Source organism: Streptomyces sp. NPDC007205, assembly GCF_040634095.1.
GTDB lineage: Bacteria > Actinomycetota > Actinomycetes > Streptomycetales > Streptomycetaceae > Streptomyces.
Genome location: NZ_JBEYEW010000014.1, coordinates 26,419 through 51,597 on the forward strand (window position 1 = coordinate 26,419; position 25,179 = coordinate 51,597).

Below are 25,179 nucleotides of genomic sequence, written 5' to 3' on the forward strand. Positions count from 1 at the left end.
CGGTCCATGAGCCGGAGCGCTCATGCGCGGGACCGGAGGCCAGTGGGGCGAGCCGGCGGCGGGGTCAGCCGCCCGCGGGTACGCGCCAGGAGCTGAGCCGCCGCTCAACGGCCACCAGGGCCTGGTTGAAGGCCACGCCGATGGCGGAGATCGTGAGGATGCCCGCGTACATCTGCGGGATGGCGAAGTTGTACTGCGAGGCGTTGATCAGATAGCCGAGGCCCGCCTTGGCGCCGATCATCTCGGCGGCGACCAGAACCAGGATGGACGCCGCTCCGGCCAGCCGGATGCCGGTGAAGATCACCGGTACCGAGGACGGCAGGATGACCTTCTGGAACAGCCGGGGTGCGGACAGGTCCATCGACTTCGCCAGCTTCACCAGGGTCGGGTCGACGTTGCGCACCGCGCTGATGGTGTTGAGCAGGACCGGCCAGAGGCACGCGTACACCACGATGGAGATCTTCGAGGTCTCGCCGATGCCCAGCAGCAGCACGAACACCGGCAGCAGGGCGAGAGCCGCGGTGTTGCGGAAGACCTCCAGCAGCGGTCCGAGAAGGTCGGCGACCGGCCGGTACCAGCCGATCAGCAGGCCGAGCGGCACGGCGACGGCCACGGCGAGGCAGAATCCGCTGAAGGAGCGGACCAGGCTCGCCCGTGCGTTGTCGGTGAGTTGGCCGTCGGCTGCCAGCCCCCACCAGGCGCGGGCGACCTCGCTGAATGGCGGCAGGAAGGTCCGGTCGACCAGGCCGAGTCGCGGTGCGGTCTCCCAAACGATCAGCAGAGCCACGATCGCCGCGGACTTGGTCGCCCCCTTCACCAGCAGGTACGGCAGCCGCGACACCGCCCGGCGGACCCGGGCCGTGGGGGAGGGGACCCGGTGTGCCTCCGATGCCGATGCCCCGGGTGGTCCGGACGCGGCAGGGGAAGCAGCCGGGACGGGCGCGGTGGTGCTCGCAGAGCCCGGCATCATGGTCTTGTCGGCGGCCGTGCCGGTTATGGGACTCATACGGAAGCCTCCTCCTTCTCCAACTGCTGGGCCCTGGCCACCTCGTCGTGCAGCAGTGCCCAGATCTCGTGCCGGTGGCGTGCGAACTCGGGACTCGAGCGGAGGTCGTCCGTCGCCGTACGAGAGTCGAAGGCGACCGGCACGATCTGCTTGATGCGGCCCGGCCTCGACGTCATGACGGCGACGCGTTGGCCCAGGTACACGGCCTCGTCGATGCCGTGGGTGATGAAGACGACGGTTTTGCCGGTGCGCTGCCAGATGCGCAGCAGTTCCTCCTGCAGCGACTCCCGGGTCTGGGCGTCCAGCGCGGCGAACGGTTCGTCCATCAGGAGCACATCGGGGTCGTAGGCGAGGCTGCGGGCGATCGCCACCCGCTGGCGCATCCCGCCCGAGAGCTCATGCGGGTGGCGTTCCTCGAATCCGGTCAGGCCCACCAGATCCAGGAACTCGCGGGCGCGCGAGGCCCGTTGACGCCGTGGGACGCCGGTGGCCTCCAGGCCGAACTCGACGTTGCCCTGCGCCGTTCGCCACGGGAGCAGCGCGTACTGCTGGAAGACGATGCCGCGGTCCAGGCCCGGGCCGTTGACAGGTTTGCCGTCCAGCAGAATCTGCCCGCCGGTGGGCTGGGCGAGGCCGCCGAGGAGATCGAGCAGGGTCGACTTTCCGCAGCCGCTGGGACCGACCAGGACGATGAACTCGCCGGCCGCTATGTCCAGGTCGATGCCGTCGAGGGCGGTGAACCGGGTGCCCTGCCGGGCCTGATGCGCCGGCCGGCCGGCGACGGTGAACTCCTTTCGCACCTGCCTCAGCATGATCTTGGGTGTGGTGGAATCCGGCATCGGGTCAGCTCCCGGTCGTCGAGGAGGAAGAAGCCGCGTTGAACTCATTGGTGTAGAGGTCGGCCACCTTGACCTGGCCCTTCTTGATGTCTCCGCGCTCGGCCAACCAGTCGATCCACAGCTGCAGCTCCTTGTCGGTGATCCGGCCCGCCGTCTCGGCGACGCCGAAGGAGCGCCAGTACTTCAGCGGCGCGGTGTCCTCGTTCCGGCCGCGTTTCTTCACGATGTCCGTCATCCGGGCGACGACTTCGCCGCGCGGAGTGGAACGGGCCCACTCGATAGCCTTTCCGACACCGGTGACGAAGACCCGGGCCGTGTCAGGGTTCTCCTTCAGAAAGCGGTCGGTCATCACATAGGTGCCGGCACTGAACGCGCCGAGCAGTTGGTAGTCGGTGAACAGGGGCCGGATCCCCCCGGTTGCCAGGGCCTTGTCGCGCAGGATCGCGCCGAGCACGGCCACGTCTATCTGCTTCTGACGCAGTGTCTGCTCGGTGTTCACCGGAGGCACCACGAGAGGCTCGACTTCGCCGATCTGTGCCCGGGACAGACCGCTACGCTGCAGATAGATGTCGAGCATGGCCTCGGCATGGGCTCCGAGGGTGTTCATGCCGACCTTCTTGCCGATCAGGTCCCTGGCCGTGCGGATCGGGCTGTCCTCGAGGACGTAGAAGCCGTTGAAGGCGTCCTTGTCGGAGCCGTAGTAGCTGATGACCGCCTTGAGGGGGGCCCCGTTCGCCGCCAGTTTCACGACGGCGCCGTTGAACGCCCCGCCGAAGTCGACCTGGCCCGTGGCCGCGGACTGGATGTCCTGTGGCCCGCTGATGGTGTTGCCGATCCACTTCAGCTTCACATCGCCCAGGTAGCCGAGGTCCTCGGCCAGCTCCGGCAGGGTGACCTGGCCCGCCCAGCCCTGGTACCGGAGCGTCTTGGTCCCCCCGTTGCCGGAGGTGGCTCCGGTCGCGGTCGTGCCGCAGCTCACGGCCACCGCCGAAAGGCCGAGCAGAGAGAGAAACTGGCGTCGGGTCGATGCCGTCGTGGCCATGGAAGCGTCCTGTTCGAGATCGATGGAGCGGCTGGAGTGCATACTGCGGTTCCCGGGTTCGTCGGTGCCGCTGGGAACGCGTGGCGGGACGTGACGGAAAGGGTGCACGGCCGATGCCGAATGGCGGGAAAGAGACTCGCCAGAAATCGCTGTGGCGGCCCGAGGACTGCGCAGACACAGCATTGACGCAGAAGCTGATCGTGAAAGGGGGCGCAGTCAGCCGCGCCTGTCAGCGGTTACGGCGACCGACTGCACAGATGGCGCTGGCCTGACGTCGTAGGTCGACGTGCAGGCGAGCGGTGAGGTTCTCGGACGTGCTCACAGCCAAGAGAGTCGCAGCGAAATCCGGCCAGGTCAACGCCACTTGCGCGTACGTCTCATATTCTCAACCGTCCGACATGTGGGTGAAGTACGGCGTTCATAAATGTCTGGGCGGCAGGCATGGAAAACGTGACTCATGCCCATTCTGTCGGGAGAGATCGATCGCATTCATCGGGCAGCAACGTCGTGCGCCGCTGATTCGGCGCTCCGGGTCGGCCGGTAAAGGTCAGACAGGCAGGACGAACGGCGGATGCGTGCCGTTGAGGAAGTAGTCCCCGACATCGCGTAGCCGGTGGGTGACGGGCTCGTACAGCGTGTGGGTCCGGGCGTTGCGCCAGAAGCGGTCGAAGCCCAGCCGCGAAGACGCGGAGCGGGCGCCGACGATCTCCAGGGCGCGGGCGGTGGACTCCTGCGCGGCCCGGGAGGAGGCGGATTCGGCCATGGCGACAAGGATGGAGATGTCCGCGTACTCGTCGTAAGTGAGGTCTTCGCCGCGTGTCAGCCCGCCGTGCACTGCTTCCAGCGCCTGGTCGGTGAGTGCGGACGCGGAACGGGTGAGGACGGTGAGTTCCCCGTAGGCGGCCAGCACCTGCGGGTCCTGGGGAGAGCCGGCCGGCCGGGCGGGGTGCCAGGGCGAGTGACCTGGCCGGCTGTACTCGCGGGCTTCGGCGAGCACTCCCTCGGCCATGCCGAGCCGGAGCTGGACGGACAGGAGACGCCCGACCGGAGAGGCCAGGGCAGCCAGGGGCGAGAGGATGTCCTCGTCCGCGGAGAGGGAACCGAGTATGTCGTCGGCGGCGACCGGTACGGCGTCGAACTCCACGCTGCCGCCGGCCGCGAGGCGCTGACCGAAGGTGTCGGCGTCACCATCGACACAGACGCCGTGGTGGACGGGATCGACGACGATGGCGACTGGTTCGCCGGTTTCGGCCCGCACGGCCCGCACGGCGAGGCGGTCGGCGACCAGGACTCCGGTGGTGTAGCTCTGTCGACCGTTGAGCACATGGCCGCCACGAGCCGTGGTCAACGTCAGAGGGGATTCCTGACGAGCCAGACCACCACCCCAGCACCACTGCTCCGCCGCGTCCTGTCGCTCGAGTCGGGCGCCGCGGGCGGGTTCGGTGAAAAACCGGGCGCTCCACGACAGGAAGTAGTGACTGCCGAGCAGTTGACCGATCGCGCCGTCGGCCGCTGCGATCTCCCGGACCACGGCGTAGGCGGTGGGCCAGTCCGCGCCGCCTCCTCCGGACTCTGCCGGCAGGAGGAGCGTCAGTAGTGCCGCCTCACGCAACCGGGACACCGCGTCGAGCGGGGCCTTGCCTGCCTGTTCACGGGCCACCGCGTCCGTTGCCAGGTCGTCCGCCGTCTCGCGGGCCACGCGCAGCCAGTGCGCGCGGCCGGGCCCGGTACGGCCGGGCTCCGAAAGAGGGTCGGACGGCGCAGTGGCAACGCCCATGGCGGAGTTCTCCTCAAGGTCAACGGCAGGGTGTCGAGTCGGAGCTGTGCTGCTGGTCGGGAACGTACGTGTAGCCCACCCGCCGTACGGTGACGATCCGGGGCCGGTGAGCCGCGCCCGGCTTGCGGCGCAGGCGTGCGATGGGGACGTCCACGGTGCGGCCGTCGCCGATGCGGACGGCATCGCCTCCCGTCCGCCGCACGGGAGCTGAGTCCGTGTAGGTGACCGGCCGGATCTCCGGCCGTGTCACCTCCTTGGCGCAGAGCTCGGCGGGATCGGTGCCCTCGGGGAGCAGCGAGCCGGACGGGGTGGTGGCCTGGGCCGGAAGTGCCGTGGTCATGGCGGTCGTCCTTCGAAGGTACGTCGGGACATCAGACGCAGCGGACATGGGCTCGCCTGATTGCCCGGGATGAGGGAGAAGGAGCGGAGCGGCGCGCGCCGACTGTCAGCCGTGTGCCTTACACACGACAGCAGGCGGCGCTGACGACGTGACCAAAGTCGACATGCCGACGACGAACGAGTCGTTGCTGCACGGGTGACATGTGCATCATCCTGCGCACCCCGCAGACGGAACGTCAATGCTTCCCTAGTAAACCGATAGGAAATGTAGGGAATACCATACCGTGGGCCGGCTCGTGTCATCACCGAGCCGATCCGTCCTCGATCGCATGGGGCCACAGCACGCAGGTGTCAACCGGGCATGAGCCGCTCGACGTGCGTCCGGCATCCGGGCCGTAGTTGACGAGATGCGAGACGTACTGCTCAATTAATCGCATGAATGCCGGACAGCGCCTGGTCACCCGTGGCCACATCGACTTCGGTCGGGTGTGGTCCGCCGCGTGTTGCGCCTGAAGCGGTAGCGGGCTGTCTGATCGGCCCTTCCCTCACCTTCCCTTCCCTTCCTCGGTCACTCCGTTGCGGGCCGAGTCCCTCCTTTCGTAGCACCGTCGCACGCCCGCGCTGACACGCGCTGGACCAGTGCGGGGGCGGTTCTGCGAGACCGGGCACGCGCTGCCGCCGCCCAGCCTCGCCCAGGTCCTGCCCCGGCGTCGTCACACCCACCCCCCCCCGGCTCCCAGCCCCGAGGCGTGCCGTCACACGGGCCGCAGGGCTGCTCCGCCGTGCCTGCACGCTGCCCTGCCTGCCCGGCCACGGCACCGAAGACTTGAGGAAAGGCCATCTCCCATGCCAGTGGAGTTCCTCGGCATCGCCGCCACCAACGACGGCTCCGAAACCACCCCGCGCTCCGGCGCCGCCTTCGACAAGGAGTACACGCTCCGGCTCGCCCGGGCACACGAGGAGCACGGGTGGGACCGGGTGCTGTTCGCCTACGGCTCCGGATCGCCGGATCCGGCGCCGGCCGCCGCGTTCATCGCGAGCAGGCTGGACCGTCTCCAGATCCTGCTCGCCCACCGCCCCAACGTCTCGTTCCCGACCTTCGCCGCGAAGACCTTCGCCACCCTCGACCAGATCAGCGAGGGCCGGCTGACGGTGCACTTCATCACCGGCGGCAACGACCATGAGCAGGGCCGCGAGGGCGACACTCTCCCCAAGGACGAGCGCTACGCCCGCACCCGCGAGTACATCCGGATCGTGAAGAAGATCTGGACCAGCCACGAGCCCTTCGACCACGAGGGCGAGCACTACCGCTTCCACGACTTCGTCAGCGACGTGTTTCCCGTTCAACAGCCCCTCCCGAAGGTGTCGTTCGGCGGTTCGTCACCTGCCGCGTACGCCGCGGGGGGCGCCGAGGCGGACATCTACTGCCTGTGGGGGGAACCCCTGGAGAAGACCGCCGAGCAGATCGAGAAGGTGAAGGCCGCCGCGCGGGCCGCGGGCCGTACGGACGTGCCGCGCATCCAGGTGGCGTTCCGCCCGATCATCGCCCCGACCGAGGAACTGGCCTGGGAGAAGGCCCACCGTACGGTGGGTGCCATTCGGGAGCGGCGCGAGGCCGGTCTTGTACGGCACCACCGCAGCGGCGCCCCGGAAGCTGCAATGCCTAAAAACGTCGGCTCGCAGCGACTGATCGCCATCGCCGAGGCGGGAGAGCGCTACGACCGAGCCCTGTGGACCCCGACCGCCGCCGCCACCGCTGGCGCAGGCAACTCCAACGCCCTGGTCGGCACCCCGGAGACAGTCGCCCAGGCCCTGCTGGACTACCACGACCTCGGTGTCGACATCCTCTCCGCCCGCGGCTACGACCTGCTGGGCGACGCCATCGACTTCGGCCGGCACGTGATCCCGATCGTCCGTGAGGAGGTCGCCAAGCGCGACGCCGAGCGGGCGGCACGGGGGACGCAAACCCTTGCGGCGGTGGGCGCATGACTTCCGTAGCTCAACCACCGTCTTCGGCAGTCTCGTTGGACATCGTTCACGTCCCGGTCTCCGACCCGCGTGTCGTACCCCTCCTGCGCGAACTCGGGCACGAGTACTCGACCCGCTACGGCAAGGATGCCCACGCCGAGATCGCCCGCTACCCCGACGAGGAGTTCACCCCGCCCCATGGAGGACTGCTCCTCCTGCTGCTGGAGCACGGCGAGCCCGTCGCGGGCGGCGCGTTCCGCCGCTACGACGCGACCACGGCCGAACTGAAGCGGATCTGGACGCACTCCGCCCACCGGCGGCGCGGTCTGGCCCGACGCGCCGTCGCCGAACTGGAACGCGAGGCGAGTACTCGCGGCTACCGGCGGATCTACCTGACCACCGGGCCGCGCCAGCCCGAGGCCCGCGGCCTGTACCTGGCCACCGGCTACACGCCGCTGTTCGACACGGAGGCCGACCCGGAAACCATCGGCCCGCTGCCCTTCGAGAAGTACCTGTCCGCCGACTCCGCGATCGAGACATCGCGGATCAACCCGCCCGAGCACACATAAGAGTCGAGCAGGAACAACACGATGGCATCCACTACTGACGCCGCCCCGCCCGGTACGGCCTCCCCGGGCGCCGCCCCCGCCACCCCGCCCGCCCCGCCCGCTCCGGACGACCCGGCCGCCCTCAAGGTCGTCCCCGCCCGCCACTACGCCCGCTGGGCGGCGGCCGTCGCCGTGATCGTGCTGGTCGCCCAGTTCGTGCACGGTCTGGCCACTAACCCCGTCTGGGAGTGGGGCGTCTTCCGCGACTACGTCCTGTCCGAGACGATCGTCCAGGCGGTGTGGGTGACCCTCCAGCTCACCGCCTGTGCCACCGTGCTGGGCTTCCTCCTCGGCACCGTCCTGGCCTTCATGCGGCTCTCGCGCAGCCCGGTGCTGCAGACCGTCGCCTGGACCTACACCTGGATCTTCCGGTCCATCCCGATGATCGTCCAGCTGGTGTTCTGGTTCAACCTGAGCGCGCTGTACAAGGAGTTGGGGATCGGCATCCCCTTCGGGCCGGTGCTCTGGTCCGTCGACAGCAACAGCCTGATCGGCACCATCGGGGCCGCCGTCATCGGGCTGACGCTGCACCAGGCCGCCTACGCCGCCGAGATCGTCCGCGGCGGCGTCGTCTCTCTCGACCACGGACAACTGGAAGCCGCCGCCGCGCTGGGCATCCCCCGGCTGCGGCAGATCCGCCGGATCGTGCTGCCGCAGGCCATGCGCGTCATCCTGCCCACGGCCGGCAACGAGATCATCGGCCTGCTCAAGGGCACCTCGGTGGTCTACGTGATGTCGATCGGCGAGCTGTTCTATCAGGTCCAGGTGATCTACGGCCGCAACGGTCGGGTGATCCCGCTGCTGCTGGTCGCCACCACCTGGTACGTGGTGCTGACCTCCCTGCTGTCGGTCGCCCAGTACTACGTCGAGCGCCGCTACGCCCGGGGCGCCAACCGCACACCGCCGCCCACCCCGGTCCAGCGTGCCCGCCGGTTCGTACGCGACCTGCGTGCGGCGGCCGCCCAGCGCAGCCGGCCCGTCGTAACCCCGAAGGCCCTGGGACCCCTGGGAGACAGCCGATGAGTCAGGTCATGGTGGACGTCCACGGCGTCCACAAGAGCTTCGGCCCGCTGGACGTGCTCCGCGGCGTCGACCTGAAGGTCCGCACCGGCGAGGTCACCGTCGTCCTCGGCCCGTCCGGCTCCGGGAAATCCACGCTGCTGCGCACCATCAACCACCTGGAGAAGGTCAACCGCGGCTGGATCAGCATCGACGGCGAGCTCATCGGTTACCGCCGCGTGGGTGACAAGCTGCACGAGCTGAAGGAGAAGGACGTTCTGAAGCAACGCACCCACATCGGGTTCGTCTTCCAGAACTTCAACCTCTTCCCGCACCTGACCGTGCTGGACAACCTCGTCGAGGCCCCCGTCTCCGCGCTGCGCCGCCCCCGCAAGGAGGCGGAGGAAAGAGCCCGCCGGCTGCTGGACCGGGTCGGCCTGGCCGACAAGACCGACGCCTACCCGCGGCAGCTCTCCGGCGGCCAGCAGCAGCGCGTGGCCATCGCCCGCGCGCTCGCCCTCGAGCCGAAGGTCCTGCTCTTCGACGAGCCCACCTCGGCGCTCGACCCGGAGCTGGTCGGCGAAGTCCTCGACGTCATCAAGGACCTGGCCCATACCGGAACCACCATGATCGTCGTAACCCACGAGACCGCCTTCGCCCGCGAGGTCGCCGACACCGTGGTGTTCATGGACGGCGGTGTCGTCGTGGAGCAGGGGCCGCCCGCAGCCGTCCTGGACGACCCGCAGCAGGAGCGCACCCGCGCCTTCCTCTCCAAGGTCCTCTGACCGCCCCTCACCCCTTTTCGCACGCCCACGCAAGGAGAACGACCGTGTCCACCCTCCCCCAAGTTCTCGGCTTCGCTCGAACAGGGGGCGCCCCCACCGCCCGCCGCTCCGCCGCAGTCGCGCTCGGACTCGCCTCAGCCCTCGTCCTCGCCGCATGCAGCAACCCTTCCGACGGCGGCACCACCGACGTGGCGGCCACGAAGGGCACCAAGACGAAGATCAACATCAGCCCTGGCCAGAACCGCATCACCACGGACAAGGTCGACTCCATCGCCGCGGAGGTCCCAGAGGCGATCCGTAAGAGGGGCACCCTGGAGATCGTCAACTCCTCCGGCTCCGCGGCGCCGCTCACCTTCTACGCCACCGACAACAAGACCGTCATCGGCGTCGAGCCCGACCTCGCCTACCTGGTCGCAGCCGTCCTCGGCCTCAAGCCGCACATCAGCACGGTCTCCTGGGAGAACATCTTCGTCGGCCTCGACAGCGGCAAGTACGACGTCGGCTTCAGCAACATCACCGACACCGAGGAGCGCAAGGAGAAGTACGACTTCGCCTCCTACCGCGAGGACAACCTCGGCTTCGAGGCGAAGAAGGGCAGCGGCCTGAAGGTCACCGGGCCCAAGGACGTGGCGGGCAGGACGGTTGCCGTGGGCAGCGGCACCAACCAGGAGAAGCTGCTCATCGAGTGGAGCAAGGAGGACGTGAAGGCCGGCCTCAAGCCGGTGAACATCAAGTACTACCAGAACGACAGCGACACCTACCTCGCCCTCCAGTCCGGCCGGATCGACCTCTACCTCGGCCCCAACCCGACCGCCGCCTACCACGCGGCCACCACGGGCAGATCGGAGGTCGTCGGCACGTACTCCGGCGCCGGTGCCACCCTCCAGGGCCTGATCGCGGCCACCACCAAGAAGGACAACGGACTGGTCAAGGCGCTCGCCGACGCCCTCAACGAGATCATCGACAACGGAACGTACGCGAAGGTGCTGAAGCGCTGGGGCCTGTCCGGCGAAGCCGTGGCGAAGTCGGAGATCAACCCGCCCGGCCTGCCCAAGACCAACAAGTAGCCGTCCACTCAGGCCGTCCTCACAGGTGCGGGGCCGCAGTCCGCGGCCCCGCACCGATCACACGCCCGTCCCACGCTCCGAAGGGTCCGCCATGGCCACCGTCCTGTCCGTCTCCGGAAGTCCCTCCGCCACTTCTCGTACCGCCCGCCTGCTGCGCCACCTGGACAGGCGGCTCACGGCCCAGGGACACGAGGTGATCCCGCTGGACGTCCGCACCATCCCCGCTGAGGCCCTCCTCGGCGCCGACTTCCGGCACCCGGCGATCGTCGAGGCGACCGCGCTGTTCGACCGCGCCGACGGGGTCGTGATCGGTACTCCCGTCTACAAGGCCGCCTACTCCGGGCTGCTGAAATCGTTGCTCGATCTGCTGCCGCAGTACGGTCTGGCCGGCAAGACCGTCCTTCCGCTGGCGACCGGCGGAACCACGGCGCACGTCCTGGCGATCGACTACGCCCTGCGCCCTGTGCTCAGTTCCATGGGCGCCGCGCACATCGTCCAGGGCTGGTTCACGCTGGACAAGGACATCGCGGTGGGCGACGAGGGCACGCTGACCGTCGCGCCGGGCCCGGCCGAGGCACTCGCACAGATCGTCGACCAGTTCTCCGAAGCCCTCGGCAGCCGTACGGCCCTGCTGGCGGCCGCCGGATGAACGCCCTGACCGTGACCGCCGACGACGACGAGCGAAAGACAACGTCCCGCGCAGCCCCGAGGGCACACTGGAGGCGGGACGGGACTTCTGCACCGACACCAGACCTTACTCGGCGGCGCCACATCGACCTGGCGCACGTCTCCAGCGCGTTCTGTTGTCGCTGACCCGGCACGTCGGCATACGGTGCGCCGCGAGACCTCGTCGCCACCTTCTGAAGGTCTCCTTCTGCGGCTCTTCCCCATGTCTCTCCGCGCCGGTGCGGGCAGTCCGAGACCGTCACTGAGGATCGGATGAGCGGTCGGCCGGGCTGCAGAGCTGTGCAGCTACGTGCCGGTGGACCAGCCGGGGCGGTACCTGCCCACCGGTCGCCAGACCTGCGTCAGATGCCCTCAGCGCCGTCCTTCCGTCCCTCCCGCATCGCCTACTGACGACCACCGAGTCCCTGGTGGGCCGGCCGCGCGCGTCGCCCCTTCACTCCACCTCTTCGCCACTCCGCACCCTGTGGTGCGCCCCCTCCTCAAGAAGGACCTCCGTATGCCTCCGTCCATCCGCAAGCTGACCGGCCGTATCGGCGCGGTCGTCGAGGGCGTCGACCTCACGGCACCGGCCGACCCCTCGACGGTCACGGCGCTCCGCCAGGCCCTCAACGAACACAAGGCCATCGTGTTCGACGAGGTGAACCTCGACAACAGCGGCCAGGAGCGTGTGGCCGCATGGTTCGGTGAACTCACCACCGCGCACCCGAACGTGCCGGCCGCCGACGGTACGAGGAACGTGCTCGCCGTCGACAGCGAGACGTCCAAGGCCGACGAGTGGCACACGGACGTCACCTTCGTGGTCAACCCGCCGCAGGTCACCACCCTCCGGTCCCTCACGGTCCCGCCGTACGGCGGCGAGACGCTCATCGCGAACACGGCCGCCGCCTACCGCGACCTGCCCGAACCCCTGCGCGTCCTCGCGGACTCCTTGCGCGTCGTGCACACCAACCAGTACGACTACGCCCGCCCTCCCGCCACGACAGCGGTGCGACAGGAGTACGACCGGGTGTTCGTCTCGACCCCGTACGAGGCCGAGCACCCGCTCGTGCGCGTGCATCCGCTGACGCGCGAACGCGGCCTGTTCATCGGCGGGTTCGCCCAGCGGATCGCCGGCCTGCCGAGCAGCGACTCGGCCGAGCTGCTGCGCATCCTGCAGTCGTACGTGACGCGTCCGGAGAACATCCTGCGCTGGACCTGGTCGCCCGGCCAGCTGCTGGTCTTCGACAACCGGATCACCCAGCACTACGGGGTGGACAACTACGACGACCACCCGCGTCGCCTCAACCGGGTGACGGTGGCGGGGGATGTGCCGGTGGGTGTCGACGGCCCCCGCAGCGAGCAACTCGTCGGTGACGCCTCGCACTACACCGGAGTCCTGGAGGCGGCCGCATGACCGAGATCCAGGAGATCCACCTCCCGGCGCCGGCCGTCACCAAGACCGCCGACGCCGAGCCGACGGGGGCACGGGAACGCGAGGTCTTCCTGCCACGCGACGCCCGCCGCCGGACACCGTTCAGCACACTCCGCGAGCGCCTGCGCTGGCCGCTGGGGATCTACACGACTCCGGTCGTGATCCTGGTCGCCTGGGAGGTTCTCGCCAGGGCCGGAGTGCTGGCGAAGACATACGCTCCGGCCCCGACCTCCATCGTGAAATCCGCCGCCGATCTGTGGCAACAGGGCGTGCTCGGCCCGGACGTTGCCATCTCACTGCAGCGGGCGGGCATCGGACTCGTGATCGGTCTGACGGTGGGCATCGTCACCGGGGTGCTGGGCGGTCTGCTGCGCAGCGGTGAATACCTGTTCAACGGTCTGGTGCAGGTCCTCAACACCATCCCGCTGCTGGCCGTGCTGCCGCTGATGATCGTGTGGTTCGGCATCGACGAGCTCACGAAGGTGCTGCTGATCTCGTTCGGCGCCGGCGTCCCGATGTATCTCAATCTGTTCGCCGCGATCCGGGGCGTCGACCAGCGCCTGATCGAGATGGCGCGCACGACCGGCGCGGGCACGTGGCGCATCGTGACGCGGGTGCTGGTGCCCGGGGCCCTGCCGGGTTTCCTGGTCGGACTCCGGTTCTCCCTCGCCTACAGCGTGCTGGGCCTCGTCGCCGCCGAGACGGTCAACGCCGACAAGGGACTCGGCTTCCTCATCACTCAGGGGCAGACCTATCTGCAGACCAACCAGGTCTTCGTGGGGCTGGTGATCTACTCGCTCCTCGGTCTGCTCGCCGACCAGTTCGTCCGGGTTCTCGAGCGGGTGCTGCTGCGGTGGCGACCCGGTTATGAGGCGTCATGAGCTCCACGATCGGCACACAGACCCGTCGGCAGACCGGAGTCGTCGCCCAGCAGGTCGTCCGTCGGTTCGGTGACCGGGTGGTGCTCGACCACCTCGACCTCACCATCGCCGACGAGGAGTTGGTGATCCTGCTAGGCCCCTCGGGCTGCGGCAAGAGCACCCTCCTTCGTCTGCTCGCCGGCCTCGACCGGCCCGACGGCGGGCGGGTGGAGGTCCCGGCGAAACGCGCCATCGTGTTCCAGGCCGACCGGCTGCTGCCCTGGCAGCGGGTGCTGCGCAACATCACGCTCGGTCTGTACGGGGCTGACGCGGAACAGCGAGCCCGCGACGTGCTCGCCGAGGTCGGGCTCGCGGGACGCGAGAAGGCATGGCCCAAGGAGCTCTCCGGCGGCGAGGCCCAGCGGGTGTCGCTCGCGCGGGCACTGGTCTCCGAGCCCGAACTGGTGCTGCTGGACGAGCCGTTCGCGGCCCTCGACGCGATCACCCGGCTGCGCATGCACGACCTCGTGCGGGCGCTGCGCAGCAAGCACCACGCGGCCATGCTGCTGGTCACCCACGACGTGGACGAGGCGATCGCCCTGGCGGACCGCATCGTCGTGATGCGCGACGGGCGCATCGGCGCCGCACATCCCGTCCAGCTCTCGGCAGCGGACCGCGAGGCGAGCGTCGCCCGCGAGGAACTGCGTTCCGCGCTCCTGAACGACCTCGGTATCGCCGCTCACCACTGACATCCTCCACCACTGCACACAAAGCGGAGAGAAACCATGTACACGAGAACCACTCGCCTCGTCGGCGCCGTCGGCCTGCTCGCCCTCACCGGCACCCTTGCCGCGTGCGGCTCGTCGTCGCAGGCGGCGCCGCTGGGCAAGTCGAGCGGCAGCGCGTCCGCGCACCCCAAGTGGAGCAAGTACACCTTCACCATCGGAGACAACGGTGGTGACGGCAGTCAGGCCCTGGCGAAGATCACCGGCGCGTTCGACGACGCACCGTACAAGGTGAAGTTCGCCCGGTTCACCTACGGCCCGCCGCTGGTGCAGGCCGCCGCGTCGGGCGACATCGATCTGGGCAGCGTCGGCGACGTACCGCCGATCACGGGTGCCGCGAAGGAGTACGGCTTCAAGGTGGTGGCCGTCAACCGCTCGCTCACGCCCAGCCAGTCCAACGAGAACATCATCGTGCCGAAGGGGTCGAAGCTGAAGACGCTCGCCGACCTCAGGGGCAAGAAGGTCGCTGTGCCGCAGGGCAGTTCGGCGCACGGTCTGGCCCTCAACGCGCTGAAGAGCGTCGGCCTCAGCCCCAAGGACGTGCACCTGGTCTTCCTCGACCCGGCGGCCGGCGCCACGGCGTTCAACACCGGCAAGGTGGACGCCTGGTCGATCTGGAACCCGCAGTCGGCGATCGCGGTCAAGAACGGGGCACGGATCCTGGCCAAGGGCCTCCCGCCGATCGACCAGACGGGCAGTTACTACGTCGCGAGTGCGAAGTCGCTCAATGACGCCACTAGGCGGGCGGCCCTGACGGACGTTCTGCAGCGGCTGGCACGCGAGTTCGCCTATGCGATCAAGCACGAGGACACGTACGCACAGGCCGTCTCCGAGGAGGAGGGCATCCCGTTGGCCGACGCCAAAGCGTCCCTGAAAACATTCGAGAACCGGGTGACGCCGATCCAGAAGTCGGACATCGCGGCGGAGCAGAAGCTCGCCGATGCCTTCCTGCAGGCAGGCCAGATCACCAAGAAGGTCGATGTCCCGTCGATCACCGACAACCTCCTCCCGGCCGGCTACGACAGCTCGAAGCTGACGTACGGCTGAGCCAGCCCCCAGGAAAACGGACTCCTCACCATGGTGACCGTCCTTGCCGCCCCGCCCATCAGCGGAAGACGCGGACGCCGTCCGTTGCCGAGGCTCGCCGCGAACTCGGTCAGCAGACGGTCGCGACTCAGAAGGCTGATCTCGGTCACGCCGAGCGGCACGTCGGTCATGCCGCCAGTATGCGACCCTCCGGTCAGCCGAGTCCGTCGGCTGCCGTCTTGTACGCGGCAGCCTGCGTCGGTGTGAGGTCGTGCGAGACCCGGACCAGCGCAGTGCCGTTGACATAGTCGTACTCGGTAAGCGCCGGGAGCGACTTCGTGACGGCCTGGATGTACTTCGCCCGGACCTGAGCATCCGAGGGGCTGCCGAACACCTCGACCGCGCCACCGCGTTCGACGTCCCCCGGCTGGGTGCCTTCGACGTCGCTCGCCTTGATGCGGCTGTCCGTGAAGGTGACCTTCGAGGTGTACTGCCCGGGCCGGCCGAGGAGATGGTTCGGATCGTTGGCCGCCGTGACGGTGCCGGACAGCTTCGCCGAGGCCACCTTGCCCGAGATCTGCATGAACGCGGCGCTAGCGTCGAGTGGCTTGCCGGCGGCAGGCGTCGCGGAGGTGCCGGCCTTCCCGTCGGAGGCCCGTTGGTTCAAGGAACTGCTGCCGTTGTTGCTGCTGCAGGCGGCGAGGGTGGCGAGCAGAAGGGCCGTGGCTGCAGTGCTGAGGGTTTTGTTCACGGCAGAGATATAGGTTGCCTGGGGCAGCTTATGAAAGCCTGCGGGGCTGATGTGATGAACTTGTGACGGCTTGTTCGATGATCACACACCCAAGGCCCGCAGCGCGGCCTCGGAGCGGCGGACAGCGGCACCCGGTGACACACGCAACCACACGAGCTGCCGGCACACCCGCTACGCCCTCACCTGCACCGAATTCGACGACCTTCTCTGCCGCGCCGACGACCACTGCATGCTCTGCCGGGCCAAACGCCCAACAGGCCGGTCGGTGACCAATGCGGGCAGGACGAAGCCCCGATCCCGGGCGGCACCGGCACCACCCGGACATTCTCGGCATCCGCCTTGTCGCGGGAGTCCTCGATCGGGTCGCGATGCTGCCAGTCGGAGACCAGCCGTATGTCAAGGGCCTCGCCGTGGACGCACTCAGCTTTCCGGTCGGCACGGGGCCGATCACGCACATGCCCGTCACCAGGTCGAACCGGTCCGCGAGCGACAGAACGGCGCCGGCGTCGCCGGTGGGCGCGGCGCAGCCGGCGGAGCGCGGCAGTCCCCTCTCGGCCAGGGCCGAGCGTCCAGCACATGGAAGGTGTGGCTGCCCGCTGCACAGGCGCGACGCACGGGGGCCCCACGGCGGTGCCGAGGCACGAGCGCCTGAGTCCAGGTCATCGGCCGTGGGCGCGCCTGCTTGCCGACCAGGAGTCACCATGGGCCCTCAACTGGGTTGACTGGCCTGCGTATCGAGGACCACAGACCGCCTCGATCCCTAGTTGCAGCATGTTGCTCCATCGGGCCACTATGGTGCACCAACGGAGGTGGGCGATGGATCAGGAGGCAACCGGCATGTCCCCGCCACGACCCCTGGACGGCCTCGTCCATGAGACAAAGGCCGACATCGCCCGGCGGCTTCGCCGCATTCGTCGGCACCACCCCGAAGGGCCGTTCAGCCTCGCAAAACTCGCCGATCTCGCCGGCGTCTCCAAGCGGACCCTGACGTCGGTCGAGTCCGACGACGGTGCCAACCTCACCATCGGAACCCTCGTGAAGGTCGCACACAGCCTCGGCATCCAGCGCTGCGCCCAATGGAGTTGAGGGGAAGCAGAACTCGACGCCTTGCCCCGCGTACTCGATGCTGCGGCCCAAGCGCGCGACTCACTGCGAGGCGCGCCGCTGAGCAGCGGTGATCCCGACCCACAGTGAGCAACGGCAGACGTCCGGGCCCAGCCCCCCACGTTGAGGCGCCGGGCAGTGACCAGGACACCTACGGTGCGCTCGCGACCCTGCCGCCGAGCATCAGCCCCGACATGGTCAGCCGACTGCCGGCCCGCACCAACTGCACCACCGAGCAGAACAGGAAGCCGAACTCGTGGCCAGTCTGATCCACTCCACCACAGGGATGCGTGCTCCCGCACCGTCGGCAGGTGTACGCGGCGCCCTCGAAGCCGCCCTCGGAATGTGCAAGTAGGAGCACATGAACTTAAGTTCCCTCTACCAGCTGGGGTCCCGCGCAGAACTTCTGGGCGCGCTGGCGCTGTGGGTGGTGATCTTCCTCCGGCTGCCCACAGCCCGCCGCTCTCACCAGCAGAAGATGCTGCTCATCGCTGTGACAGGCCTTGCCGGGTCGATCACCGTCTATCTCGACCCCGTCTCCGCGGTCCTGAACCACACGTTCACCTTCGCCCAGAGCTGCGGCCTGTTCATGAACGCGTGGGGTGTCCTCAGCTCGGCCCTCATCCTCGACTTCGTCCTCGCGGCCATGGCGCGGCGCCGTCCCTGGCTCATCTACGGCCCCATGACCGTGACGATAGCCGCCCTGGTCACCCTCAACTACACCGTCGACCCGCATGCCGGATGCGTCAATTCCGAGGCCGTTCCCTGGTACAGCCCCTTCTGGTGGCTGCTGGTCGCAGCCCACCTCGTCGGTACGATCCCCTGCGCCGTGCTCTGCGTGCGCTACGGCCGCCAGGCCCGCGACGACCGGCCCCTGCGCACCGGCCTTGTCCTGCTCGGCGCCGGCTTCACCTCATCCAGCCTGTTCTGGTGTGTCGTCCTGGCCTTCCTCCTCACCCGACCCGCCTGGCTGGGCGCGCTGTTCCCCGGCAACATCAGCCTCACGTCCTGGCTGATGACCGCCGGCGTCGGTCTGCCGCTGGTCCTCACCGCCCAACGCACGGTCCGTGACGCGAAGGTCATGTGGCAGTTGTATCCCCTGTGGCGCGACCTCGTCGAAGCCGTCCCACAGGTCGCTCTCGACAGACCGCGTACCCGCGTCCGTTCACTACTCGGCAGCCCGCACACGATCCACCTCCGGCTTTACCGCCAGGTCATCGAGATCCGCGACGCCCTGCTCGTGCTGCAGGACTATGTGACACCCGAGACGACGGAACACGCTCGCCGTCACATCACCGCCCATGGTCTCCGGGAAGAACAGGTCGAACCGGCGTTCACCGCGTGCTGGCTGCACGCTGCCCTCGAAGCCAGGGCTGCCGCAGGGACACCCCGGCCGAACCCGCTCGCCAGCGCAGGCCCCCGTGACGACGGCCTCCGCAGCGAGACCGACTTCCTGTTCGCCGTACTCCGGGCCCGGACACTTCCCGTCGTACGTTCCTTCGCGCTGCCCGCCACTGCCGAACCCTCGACGCCCGACCGCACCGGTCAGCATGTGCCGGTCACCCCACCCACTCGCACGAACAGGTGATACCCGTGACACAGCCCCCCGCCGTCACCACCCCCTACAACACCGGCATGCTCGGCAATGATGAGCCGCGCGAGCGTGACCGCCTGGAGTCCATCCAACACAGTGTCGACACATTCACCACCAACATCCTCCAGGGCCTGCCCATCCGATCAACCTGGAACTGCCTGGAACTCGGCGCAGGCGCCGGCTCCATCGCCTACTGGCTCGCCGACCACTGCCCGGACGGCCACGTGGTCGCCGTCGACCTCGACACCCGCCACCTCGATGGCGGCCGGGCCACCAACCTGGAAATCCAGGAAGCCGACATCACGCGCCAGGACTATACGCCCGGCACCTTCGACCTCATCCACGCCCGCTATGTCTTCTGCCACCTCTCCGATCGGGACGAGATGGTCGCCCGCGCCGCCGGCTGGCTCTCCCCCGGTGGCTGGCTCATCATCGAAGAGCCCTACGATCTGCCCGCCGACACATCCCCCTTCCCGCTGATCCAACGCATCCTCACCGCCTACCAGCACAGCTACCGACAAAACGGCGCCGACATGACCTGGGCCCGCCGACTGCCCGCCCTCCTCGCCCGCAACACACTCACCGAGGTCGCCTTCGCCGGAAACCTCGGCCACATGGGCGGACTCGAAAAAGACCGCTGGCGCCCTCTCATCGACCGGGCCGCCCCCGCTCTCCTGGCGAGCGGCCTCGTCACCGACGCAGATCTCACCGAATTCGCCGAGCTACTGAAAGACCCGGCGTTCATCGACATCCCCCAAATGACCATCTCGGCGTGGGGTCGCAGCCCATCGGACATATGACACCTGAGCCCGGCCCGCTCACGCAGGCATCTGGTTCAGCGCCGCAGAGTGTCACACTTCGCCACGTCCCGGTCGGCCGATGAGGGCCTACCGGGACGTCGGGCTCAGGCGAGGTCGAACCGGTCGAGATTCATCACCTTGTTCCACGCTGCCACGAAGTCGCGTACGAACTTCTCTCTCGCATCCTGGGACGCGTAGACCTCCGAGACGGCTCGGAGCTGGGAGTGCGCACCGAAGATCAGGTCGACGGCGGTGGCGGTCCACTTGACCTCGCCGGTGGCGCGATCCCGGCCTTCGAACACGTTCTCGTCCGTAGCCGACGCCTTCCACTCCGTGCCCATGTCGAGCAGGTTGACGAAGAAGTCGTTGGTCAAGGTTCCCGGCCGGTGGGTGAAAACACCGTGGGAGGATCCCTTGAAGCCGGTGTTCAGGGCCCGCATGCCCCCGATCAGCACCGTCATCTCGGGAGCGGTCAGCGTCAGCAGGTTGGCGCGGTCCAGCATGAGGGTCTCCGGCGACAGCTTCTCGCCCTCCGGAAGGTAGTTGCGGAAGGCATCCGCCTTGGGCTCCAGCACGGCGAACGACGCCGCGTCGGTCTGCTCCTGCGAGGCGTCGGTACGCCCCGGTGCGAACGGAACCGTGACGTCGTACCCGGCGTTCCTCGCGGCCTGCTCGACGGCCGCGCACCCGCCGAGGACGATCAGGTCGGCGAGGGAGACCCGCGTTCCGCCGGTCTGGGAGAGGTTGAAGTCCTGCTGGATCCGCTCGAGCGTGCGCAGTACCTCGGTCACCTCGGGGAGGTCGTTGAGCTCCCAGTCCTTCTGCGGCGCGAGCCGGATTCGTGCTCCGTTCGCCCCGCCGCGCTTGTCGGTGCCACGGAAGCTCGCCGCCGACGCCCAGGCGGTGGTGACCAGCTGGGAGACGGAAAGGCCCGAGGTGAGGATCCTGCTCTTGAGGGCAGCGATGTCCTCGTCCCCGACCAGTTCGTGATCGACGGCGGGAACGGGGTCCTGCCACAGCTGCGGCTCGGGAATCCACGGGCCGAGGTAACGCGAGAGGGGTCCCATGTCGCGGTGCAGCAGTTTGTACCACGCCTTGGCGAACGCCACCGCGAGTTCGTCCGGGTTCTCGTGAAACCTCTTCGTGATCGGCCCGTAGACCGGGTCCACCTTCAGCGCGAGGTCGGTCGTCAGCATCATGGGCGCGTGCCGCTTCGACGGATCATGGGCGTCGGGCACGGTGTTCCTGGCCGCGGGGTCCTTGGGAGTCCACTGGTGGGCGCCGGCGGGGCTGCTCGTCAGCTCCCACTCATACCCGTAGAGATTGTCCAGGTACCCGTTGTCCCACGTGGTCGGCTCGGTGGTCCATGCGCCCTCCAGACCACTGGTGAGCGCGTGGGGACCCGTGCCGCTGCCGTAGGTGTTCCGCCAGCCGAGGCCCTGCTGCTCGATGGAGGCGGCCTCGGGTTCCGGGCCGATATAACTGGGGTCCACCGCGCCATGACACTTGCCGAAGGTGTGGCCGCCGACGATGAGTGCGACCGTCTCCTCGTCGTTCATCGCCATGCGCCCGAACGTCTCCCGAACGTCCCGGGCGGCAGCCATCGGATCCGGGTTTCCGTTGGGCCCCTCCGGATTGACGTAGATCAGTCCCATCTGTACGGCGGCGAAAGGACCGGTGAGTTCCCTGTCTCCGCTGTAGCGCTCATCTCCGAGCCATGTGTCCTCGGGTCCCCAGAAGATCTCCTCGGGTTCCCAGATGTCCTCCCGCCCGAAACCGAACCCGAACGTCTTGAACCCCATGGATTCCATGGCACAGTTTCCGGCGAAGACCAGAAGATCGGCCCAGGAGACTTTCCGGCCGTACTTCTGTTTGACCGGCCACAGCAGACGGCGCGCCTTGTCCAGGCTCGCGTTGTCCGGCCAGCTGTTGAGGGGGGCGAAGCGCTGTGCGCCGCTGCCGCCACCGCCGCGGCCGTCCGCGATACGGTACGTTCCCGCCGCATGCCAGCTCATTCGGATGAAAAGCGGCCCGTAGTGACCGTAGTCGGCCGGCCACCAGTCCTGGGATGTCGTCATCACCTCGAAGACGTCACGCTTCAGCGCGTCGACGTCGAGGGTCGCGAACTCTTTCGCGTAGTCGAAGTCCTCGTCCATCGGGTTGGATCGGGACGAGTGCTGGTGAAGAACCTGAAGATCCAGCTGATTCGGCCACCAGTCCCGGTTCGTCCTCGGCCGCGGAGTTGGCGTGGGCGTCGGTGAAGGGATTGCTGGATTCTCGCTTTCACTGCCGGACATGCCCGTCCTTCTTCCTGTCTCGGTGCTTCTTCTGCCGACTGCCGCTCTTGACGTCGTTGGCTTTGCTGACCGCGCCATGGCGCCCATCGACCAGAAAATGTGTTGTGCCGCGTCCGTATGGTCGCGCACCGCAGACCACACCTCTATGAAACACGCAGAGCGCCCCGGATGACAGACGCGAGAGAAGGGGCGGCCTTTCCGCTCCCTCGCCGACTTCCGGCGCAAGCCGGATCGAATACGGCAGACCCCGGACTCACCGGAGGGGCCTGGCCGGCGGCGGCCATTGAGTTGGAGCACGCGAACCTACGTCGCGTTCTGGACCAGGGCCCGCCCCGACGCGAGTCAGCGCCAGCCGGAACGGTAGGTCGGGGGCTGTCAGCGGAAAAGTCAGCAACGGGTCAGTGTGAGCCCTGAAACACCTGGGGACGGCTGACCGGACATGCGAACCGTTGTAGTCTCCGGAGACCGCCCTTGACCTGCAAAAGCAGGCAGGGAGCAGACGAATCAGGAGTTCTTTCGTGTTTCGTACGATGTTCAAGTCCAAGATCCACCGCGCCACCGTCACCCAGGCCGACCTGCACTACGTGGGATCGGTGACCATCGACGCCGACCTGCTCGACGCCGCCGACCTGCTGCCCGGTGAGCTGGTGCACATCGTCGACATCACCAACGGCGCCCGGCTGGAGACGTACGTCATCGAGGGCGAGCGGGGGTCCGGGGTGATCGGGATCAACGGGGCGGCCGCCCATCTCGTGCATCCCGGAGACCTGGTGATCATCATCAGCTACGCTCAGGTCACCGACGCCGAGGCACGGGAGCTGAAGCCGCGGATCGTGCACGTCGACGGCGGCAACCGGATCGTGTCCCTCGGTGCCGACCCCTCCGAGCCGGTGCCCGGCTCGGACCAGCAGCGCAGCCCGCAGGCCGTCCGGGCCTGACCGGGGGACCGCGCCGTACCGGACCAGGAGCGCCGAGCCCATGAGCGAAATCGAGACCCGCGACGACCGGGCGGCGGGCCGCCTGGAGGCCGTCGGCGAGGGCGACGTCGCCGGCCGCATCGAGTACTTCGTGCTGGAGGCGCCCGCCCGCGCCCTGGTCCCGGTCCACACGATCGTCGAGCCCGCGCACGAGGGCAGGGGCATCGCCGGTTCCCTCGCCCGCGAGCTGTACGCCCTCGCCGAGCGCGAGGGCGTCCCGGTGGCGCCGCTGTGCCCGTACGTCGTCAGGTGGGCCCAGCGGCACCCGGAGGTCGCCCCGCCGGCCGATCCCGAGCTGACGGCGGCCGCCAAGGACTGGCTCCGGGCCCACCCCGACCGGTTCTGAACGGCGGCTCGCCCTGTCGGGTGAGTGACCGAGGGCCCGTCGGGTAGGCGGGGGAGTAGTCCAGAGGCGACGTCCAGCGACTGCCCGGAGGACACCATGACGAACCCGCACCCCGACCCGGTCCCGCCGGGGCCGGCCCCGGGTCCTGGTCCCACCCCGCCGGACCCCTACCCGAGCCCCGTCCCACCGCCCGAGCCGGTCCCCCAGCCCACCCCGCCCCCGCCGGGCCCCAGTCCGACCCCACCCCCGGCCCCGCCGGATCCTTCCCCGTCTCCGATCCCACCGGGCCCGGAGCCGGTACCGAACCCCGAACCCGGTCCGCCACTGACGTGAGAAACCGGGCGCGGAGCGCCGGTCTTTCAGGGGCGCGGGGCTGTATCGACATGCGGCTCCGCCGCGCGGGCGCGATCAGCCACGGCGCACCCGCAGCCGCGCGACGGACAGTCCCCACCCCGTCGGGCGCACAAGGAACTACGCGGAAACCTCGGACCGGTCCCCACCCCACAACGTGTGGAACGCACCCTCCCGGTCCACCCGCCGATATGTGTGCGCCCCGAAGAAGTCCCGCTGCCCCTGCGTCAGAGCCGCCGGCAGGCGAGGCGCCCGCAACGCGTCGTAGTACGCCAGCGCCGCCGCGAACCCCGGTGTCGGCACCCCCTGCCGCGTCGCGGCGATCAGCACCTCCCGCCAGTCGTCCTGCGCGTCCGCGATCTCGCGCGCGAACGTCGCGTCGGACAGCAGGCTCGGCAGATCGGCGCGGGCGTCGTACGCGGCGCGGATCCGGTCCAGGAACGCGGCCCGGATGATGCAGCCGCCCCGCCAGATCGAGGACACCGCACCGAGGTCGATGTCCCAGCCGTACTCCTCGCTGCCCGCGGCGATCTCGTGGAAGCCCTGCGTGTACGACACGATCTTCGACGCATACAGCGCCTGCTCGACCCGGTCGGCGAACGCCGCCGCCTCCGACTCACCGAGCGCGGCCGGCTTCGGCCCCGCCAGGTCCCGCGAAGCGGCCCGCAGCGCGGCGTGCCCGGACAGCGAGCGCGCGAAGACCGCCTCGGCGATGCCGGACACCGGTACGCCCAGGTCCAGTGCGATCTGCACCGTCCAGCGGCCGGTGCCCTTCTGCTCGGCCTGGTCGACGACGACGTCCACGAACGGCCTGCCGGTCGCCGCGTCCACATGGGACAGCACCTCGGCGGTGATCTCGATCAGGTAGGAGTCCAGCCGGCCGGTGTTCCAGGTGCGGAAGATGTCCGCGATCTGCGCCGGCGTGTACCCGGCGACGTCGCGCAGCAGCTGGTAGGCCTCGCCGATCAGCTGCATGTCGGCGTACTCGATGCCGTTGTGGACCATCTTCACGAAGTGCCCGGCGCCGTCGGGGCCGCAGTGCGTGACACAGGGCGCGCCGTCCGAAGCCTTCGCCGAGATCTTCTCCAGCATCGGGCCAAGCGACTCGTACGACTCCTTCGAACCGCCCGGCATGATGCTCGGCCCGTGCAGCGCGCCCTCCTCGCCGCCGGAGATGCCGGTGCCGACGAAGTGGATGCCCCGCTCGCGCAGCTCCCGCTCCCGGCGCCGGGTGTCCGCGAAGTGCGCGTTGCCGCCGTCGATGATCATGTCACCGGGTTCAAGGAGCGGCGCGAACTCCTGGATCACCGCGTCCGTCGGCTCGCCCGCCTTCACCATGATCACCAGGCGGCGCGGGCGCTCCAGGGCCGCCACGAAGTCCTCGGCGGTCTCGGCCGCGACGAAGCCGCCCTCGTGCCCGAACTCCTCCACCAGCGCCTTGGTCCGCGAGACCGTACGGTTGTGCACCGCGACCGTGTAGCCGTTGCGGGCGAAGTTCCGGGCGAGGTTGCGGCCCATGACCGCGAGGCCCGTGACACCGATCTGCGCTGAAGTGCTCATACCGCCTGCTCCCTGGTTGCCTCGTGACTACGGCTCCGTCAGTACGGGTCCTCGCCCATCCTGACGTGCCGCTCCGGCGAGCGCACATCCGCCCCGCCACGCTTGGGTACGCGCCGAGGCCGCCGTCGGCCTCATTCCTCGGGGCAACCCGCCAAGGACGGGCCGTTCCCGGCCACTTGGACGGCGCGGGAGGCCGGATT

General features: G+C 68.8%; 25 protein-coding genes and 1 pseudogene. 15 read left to right on the top strand and 11 right to left on the bottom strand.

What is annotated here, in order from left to right; genetic code table 11:
- Positions 1-64: 64 nt before the first annotated feature.
- From ABZ624_RS23060 to ABZ624_RS23085, 6 genes and pseudogenes are all read right to left on the bottom strand, one after another.
- Positions 65-1,006, bottom strand: a complete 942-nt coding sequence (locus tag ABZ624_RS23060) for an ABC transporter permease (RefSeq protein WP_360091917.1) — start codon at positions 1,004-1,006, stop codon at positions 65-67.
- Entirely contained in the window at positions 1,003-1,845 is an 843-nt protein-coding gene (locus ABZ624_RS23065) for an ABC transporter ATP-binding protein (protein ID WP_360091920.1), read from the bottom strand. Before ABZ624_RS23065 ends, ABZ624_RS23060 begins: the two co-directional genes overlap by 4 nt.
- 4 nt (positions 1,846-1,849) lie before the next feature.
- Positions 1,850-2,887 carry an ABC transporter substrate-binding protein gene (locus ABZ624_RS23070; RefSeq protein ID WP_360091923.1) on the bottom strand — a complete coding sequence of 346 codons (1,038 nt, stop codon included), beginning with the start codon at positions 2,885-2,887 and terminating at the stop codon, positions 1,850-1,852.
- Between the two features lie 229 nt (positions 2,888-3,116).
- The gene (locus ABZ624_RS23075; RefSeq protein WP_360091926.1) at positions 3,117-3,251 is read right to left on the bottom strand and encodes a putative leader peptide; all 135 of its coding nucleotides are present in this window, start codon (positions 3,249-3,251) and stop codon (positions 3,117-3,119) included.
- Positions 3,252-3,434: 183 nt separating this feature from the next.
- On the bottom strand, positions 3,435-4,664 hold the full coding sequence (locus tag ABZ624_RS23080; RefSeq protein WP_360091929.1) for an acyl-CoA dehydrogenase family protein: 1,230 nt from the start codon (positions 4,662-4,664) through the stop codon (positions 3,435-3,437).
- A gap of 19 nt (positions 4,665-4,683) precedes the next feature.
- Positions 4,684-4,836, bottom strand: a pseudogene (locus ABZ624_RS23085) (winged helix-turn-helix domain-containing protein); the annotation flags it as partial.
- 1,013 nt (positions 4,837-5,849) lie between these two features.
- Here ABZ624_RS23085 and ABZ624_RS23090 point away from each other — a divergent pair.
- The 10 genes from ABZ624_RS23090 (at position 5,850) to ABZ624_RS23135 (ending at position 15,220) form a co-directional block, all read left to right on the top strand.
- Positions 5,850-6,992, top strand: coding sequence for an LLM class flavin-dependent oxidoreductase (locus ABZ624_RS23090; RefSeq protein ID WP_360091932.1), 1,143 nt, complete (start codon positions 5,850-5,852; stop codon positions 6,990-6,992).
- A complete protein-coding gene (locus tag ABZ624_RS23095) occupies positions 6,989-7,540 on the top strand; it encodes a GNAT family N-acetyltransferase (RefSeq protein WP_360091935.1) in 552 nt (183 codons plus the stop codon). Before ABZ624_RS23090 ends, ABZ624_RS23095 begins: the two co-directional genes overlap by 4 nt.
- A 21-nt stretch (positions 7,541-7,561) precedes the next feature.
- On the top strand, positions 7,562-8,602 hold the full coding sequence (locus ABZ624_RS23100) for an amino acid ABC transporter permease (protein WP_360091938.1): 1,041 nt from the start codon (positions 7,562-7,564) through the stop codon (positions 8,600-8,602).
- Positions 8,599-9,363, top strand: coding sequence for an amino acid ABC transporter ATP-binding protein (locus ABZ624_RS23105; protein ID WP_360091941.1), 765 nt, complete (start codon positions 8,599-8,601; stop codon positions 9,361-9,363). Before ABZ624_RS23100 ends, ABZ624_RS23105 begins: the two co-directional genes overlap by 4 nt.
- Positions 9,364-9,407: 44 nt before the next feature.
- The gene (locus ABZ624_RS23110; protein WP_360091944.1) at positions 9,408-10,430 is read left to right on the top strand and encodes an ABC transporter substrate-binding protein; all 1,023 of its coding nucleotides are present in this window, start codon (positions 9,408-9,410) and stop codon (positions 10,428-10,430) included.
- 91 nt (positions 10,431-10,521) lie between these two features.
- Entirely contained in the window at positions 10,522-11,079 is a 558-nt protein-coding gene (ssuE, locus tag ABZ624_RS23115; protein ID WP_360091947.1) for an NADPH-dependent FMN reductase, read from the top strand.
- A 534-nt stretch (positions 11,080-11,613) separates the two neighbouring features.
- Positions 11,614-12,510, top strand: a complete 897-nt coding sequence (locus tag ABZ624_RS23120) for a TauD/TfdA family dioxygenase (protein WP_360091950.1) — start codon at positions 11,614-11,616, stop codon at positions 12,508-12,510.
- Positions 12,507-13,409, top strand: coding sequence for an ABC transporter permease (locus tag ABZ624_RS23125; protein ID WP_360091953.1), 903 nt, complete (start codon positions 12,507-12,509; stop codon positions 13,407-13,409). Before ABZ624_RS23120 ends, ABZ624_RS23125 begins: the two co-directional genes overlap by 4 nt.
- The gene (locus ABZ624_RS23130) at positions 13,406-14,137 is read left to right on the top strand and encodes an ABC transporter ATP-binding protein (protein WP_360091956.1); all 732 of its coding nucleotides are present in this window, start codon (positions 13,406-13,408) and stop codon (positions 14,135-14,137) included. The genes ABZ624_RS23125 and ABZ624_RS23130 overlap by 4 nt, the downstream gene beginning before the upstream one ends.
- Before the next feature lie 36 nt (positions 14,138-14,173).
- Positions 14,174-15,220 (top strand): aliphatic sulfonate ABC transporter substrate-binding protein, encoded by a 1,047-nt coding sequence (locus tag ABZ624_RS23135; protein WP_360091959.1) that lies wholly within the window; start codon positions 14,174-14,176, stop codon positions 15,218-15,220.
- On the opposite strand, the gene ABZ624_RS23140 is transcribed toward ABZ624_RS23135, so the two are convergent.
- Both ABZ624_RS23140 and ABZ624_RS23145 read right to left on the bottom strand, forming a co-directional pair.
- Positions 15,190-15,390, bottom strand: coding sequence for a hypothetical protein (locus ABZ624_RS23140; protein ID WP_360091962.1), 201 nt, complete (start codon positions 15,388-15,390; stop codon positions 15,190-15,192). The genes ABZ624_RS23135 and ABZ624_RS23140 overlap by 31 nt on opposite strands.
- 23 nt (positions 15,391-15,413) lie before the next feature.
- Positions 15,414-15,950, bottom strand: coding sequence for a hypothetical protein (locus ABZ624_RS23145; protein ID WP_360091965.1), 537 nt, complete (start codon positions 15,948-15,950; stop codon positions 15,414-15,416).
- 816 nt (positions 15,951-16,766) lie between these two features.
- On the opposite strand from ABZ624_RS23145, the gene ABZ624_RS23150 reads away from it, so the two are divergent.
- Positions 16,767-17,036, top strand: coding sequence for a helix-turn-helix domain-containing protein (locus ABZ624_RS23150; RefSeq protein WP_360091968.1), 270 nt, complete (start codon positions 16,767-16,769; stop codon positions 17,034-17,036).
- A gap of 169 nt (positions 17,037-17,205) precedes the next feature.
- Here the strand turns inward: ABZ624_RS23150 and ABZ624_RS23155 are convergent, their stop codons facing one another.
- Complete coding sequence (locus tag ABZ624_RS23155; RefSeq protein WP_360091971.1) at positions 17,206-17,328, bottom strand: hypothetical protein; 123 nt, start codon at positions 17,326-17,328, stop codon at positions 17,206-17,208.
- Positions 17,329-17,415: 87 nt separating this feature from the next.
- Between ABZ624_RS23155 and ABZ624_RS23160 the strand changes: the two genes are divergently transcribed.
- Together ABZ624_RS23160 and ABZ624_RS23165 are read left to right on the top strand one after the other, a co-directional pair.
- The gene (locus tag ABZ624_RS23160; protein ID WP_360091974.1) at positions 17,416-18,642 is read left to right on the top strand and encodes an MAB_1171c family putative transporter; all 1,227 of its coding nucleotides are present in this window, start codon (positions 17,416-17,418) and stop codon (positions 18,640-18,642) included.
- Positions 18,643-18,689: 47 nt separating this feature from the next.
- A complete protein-coding gene (locus ABZ624_RS23165; protein WP_360091977.1) occupies positions 18,690-19,448 on the top strand; it encodes a methyltransferase domain-containing protein in 759 nt (252 codons plus the stop codon).
- 104 nt (positions 19,449-19,552) lie between these two features.
- Here ABZ624_RS23165 and katG read toward each other — a convergent pair whose 3' ends face one another.
- A complete protein-coding gene (gene katG / locus ABZ624_RS23170; protein WP_360091980.1) occupies positions 19,553-21,745 on the bottom strand; it encodes a catalase/peroxidase HPI in 2,193 nt (730 codons plus the stop codon).
- Between the two features lie 518 nt (positions 21,746-22,263).
- Between katG and panD the strand changes: the two genes are divergently transcribed.
- Together panD and ABZ624_RS23180 are read left to right on the top strand one after the other, a co-directional pair.
- Entirely contained in the window at positions 22,264-22,683 is a 420-nt protein-coding gene (gene panD, locus ABZ624_RS23175; RefSeq protein ID WP_360091983.1) for an aspartate 1-decarboxylase, read from the top strand.
- Positions 22,684-22,723: 40 nt separating this feature from the next.
- Positions 22,724-23,068, top strand: a complete 345-nt coding sequence (locus ABZ624_RS23180) for a GNAT family N-acetyltransferase (protein WP_360091986.1) — start codon at positions 22,724-22,726, stop codon at positions 23,066-23,068.
- A 471-nt stretch (positions 23,069-23,539) separates the two neighbouring features.
- Here ABZ624_RS23180 and gndA read toward each other — a convergent pair whose 3' ends face one another.
- Positions 23,540-24,979 (bottom strand): NADP-dependent phosphogluconate dehydrogenase, encoded by a 1,440-nt coding sequence (gene gndA, locus ABZ624_RS23185; protein WP_360091989.1) that lies wholly within the window; start codon positions 24,977-24,979, stop codon positions 23,540-23,542.
- Positions 24,980-25,179 lie beyond the last annotated feature (200 nt).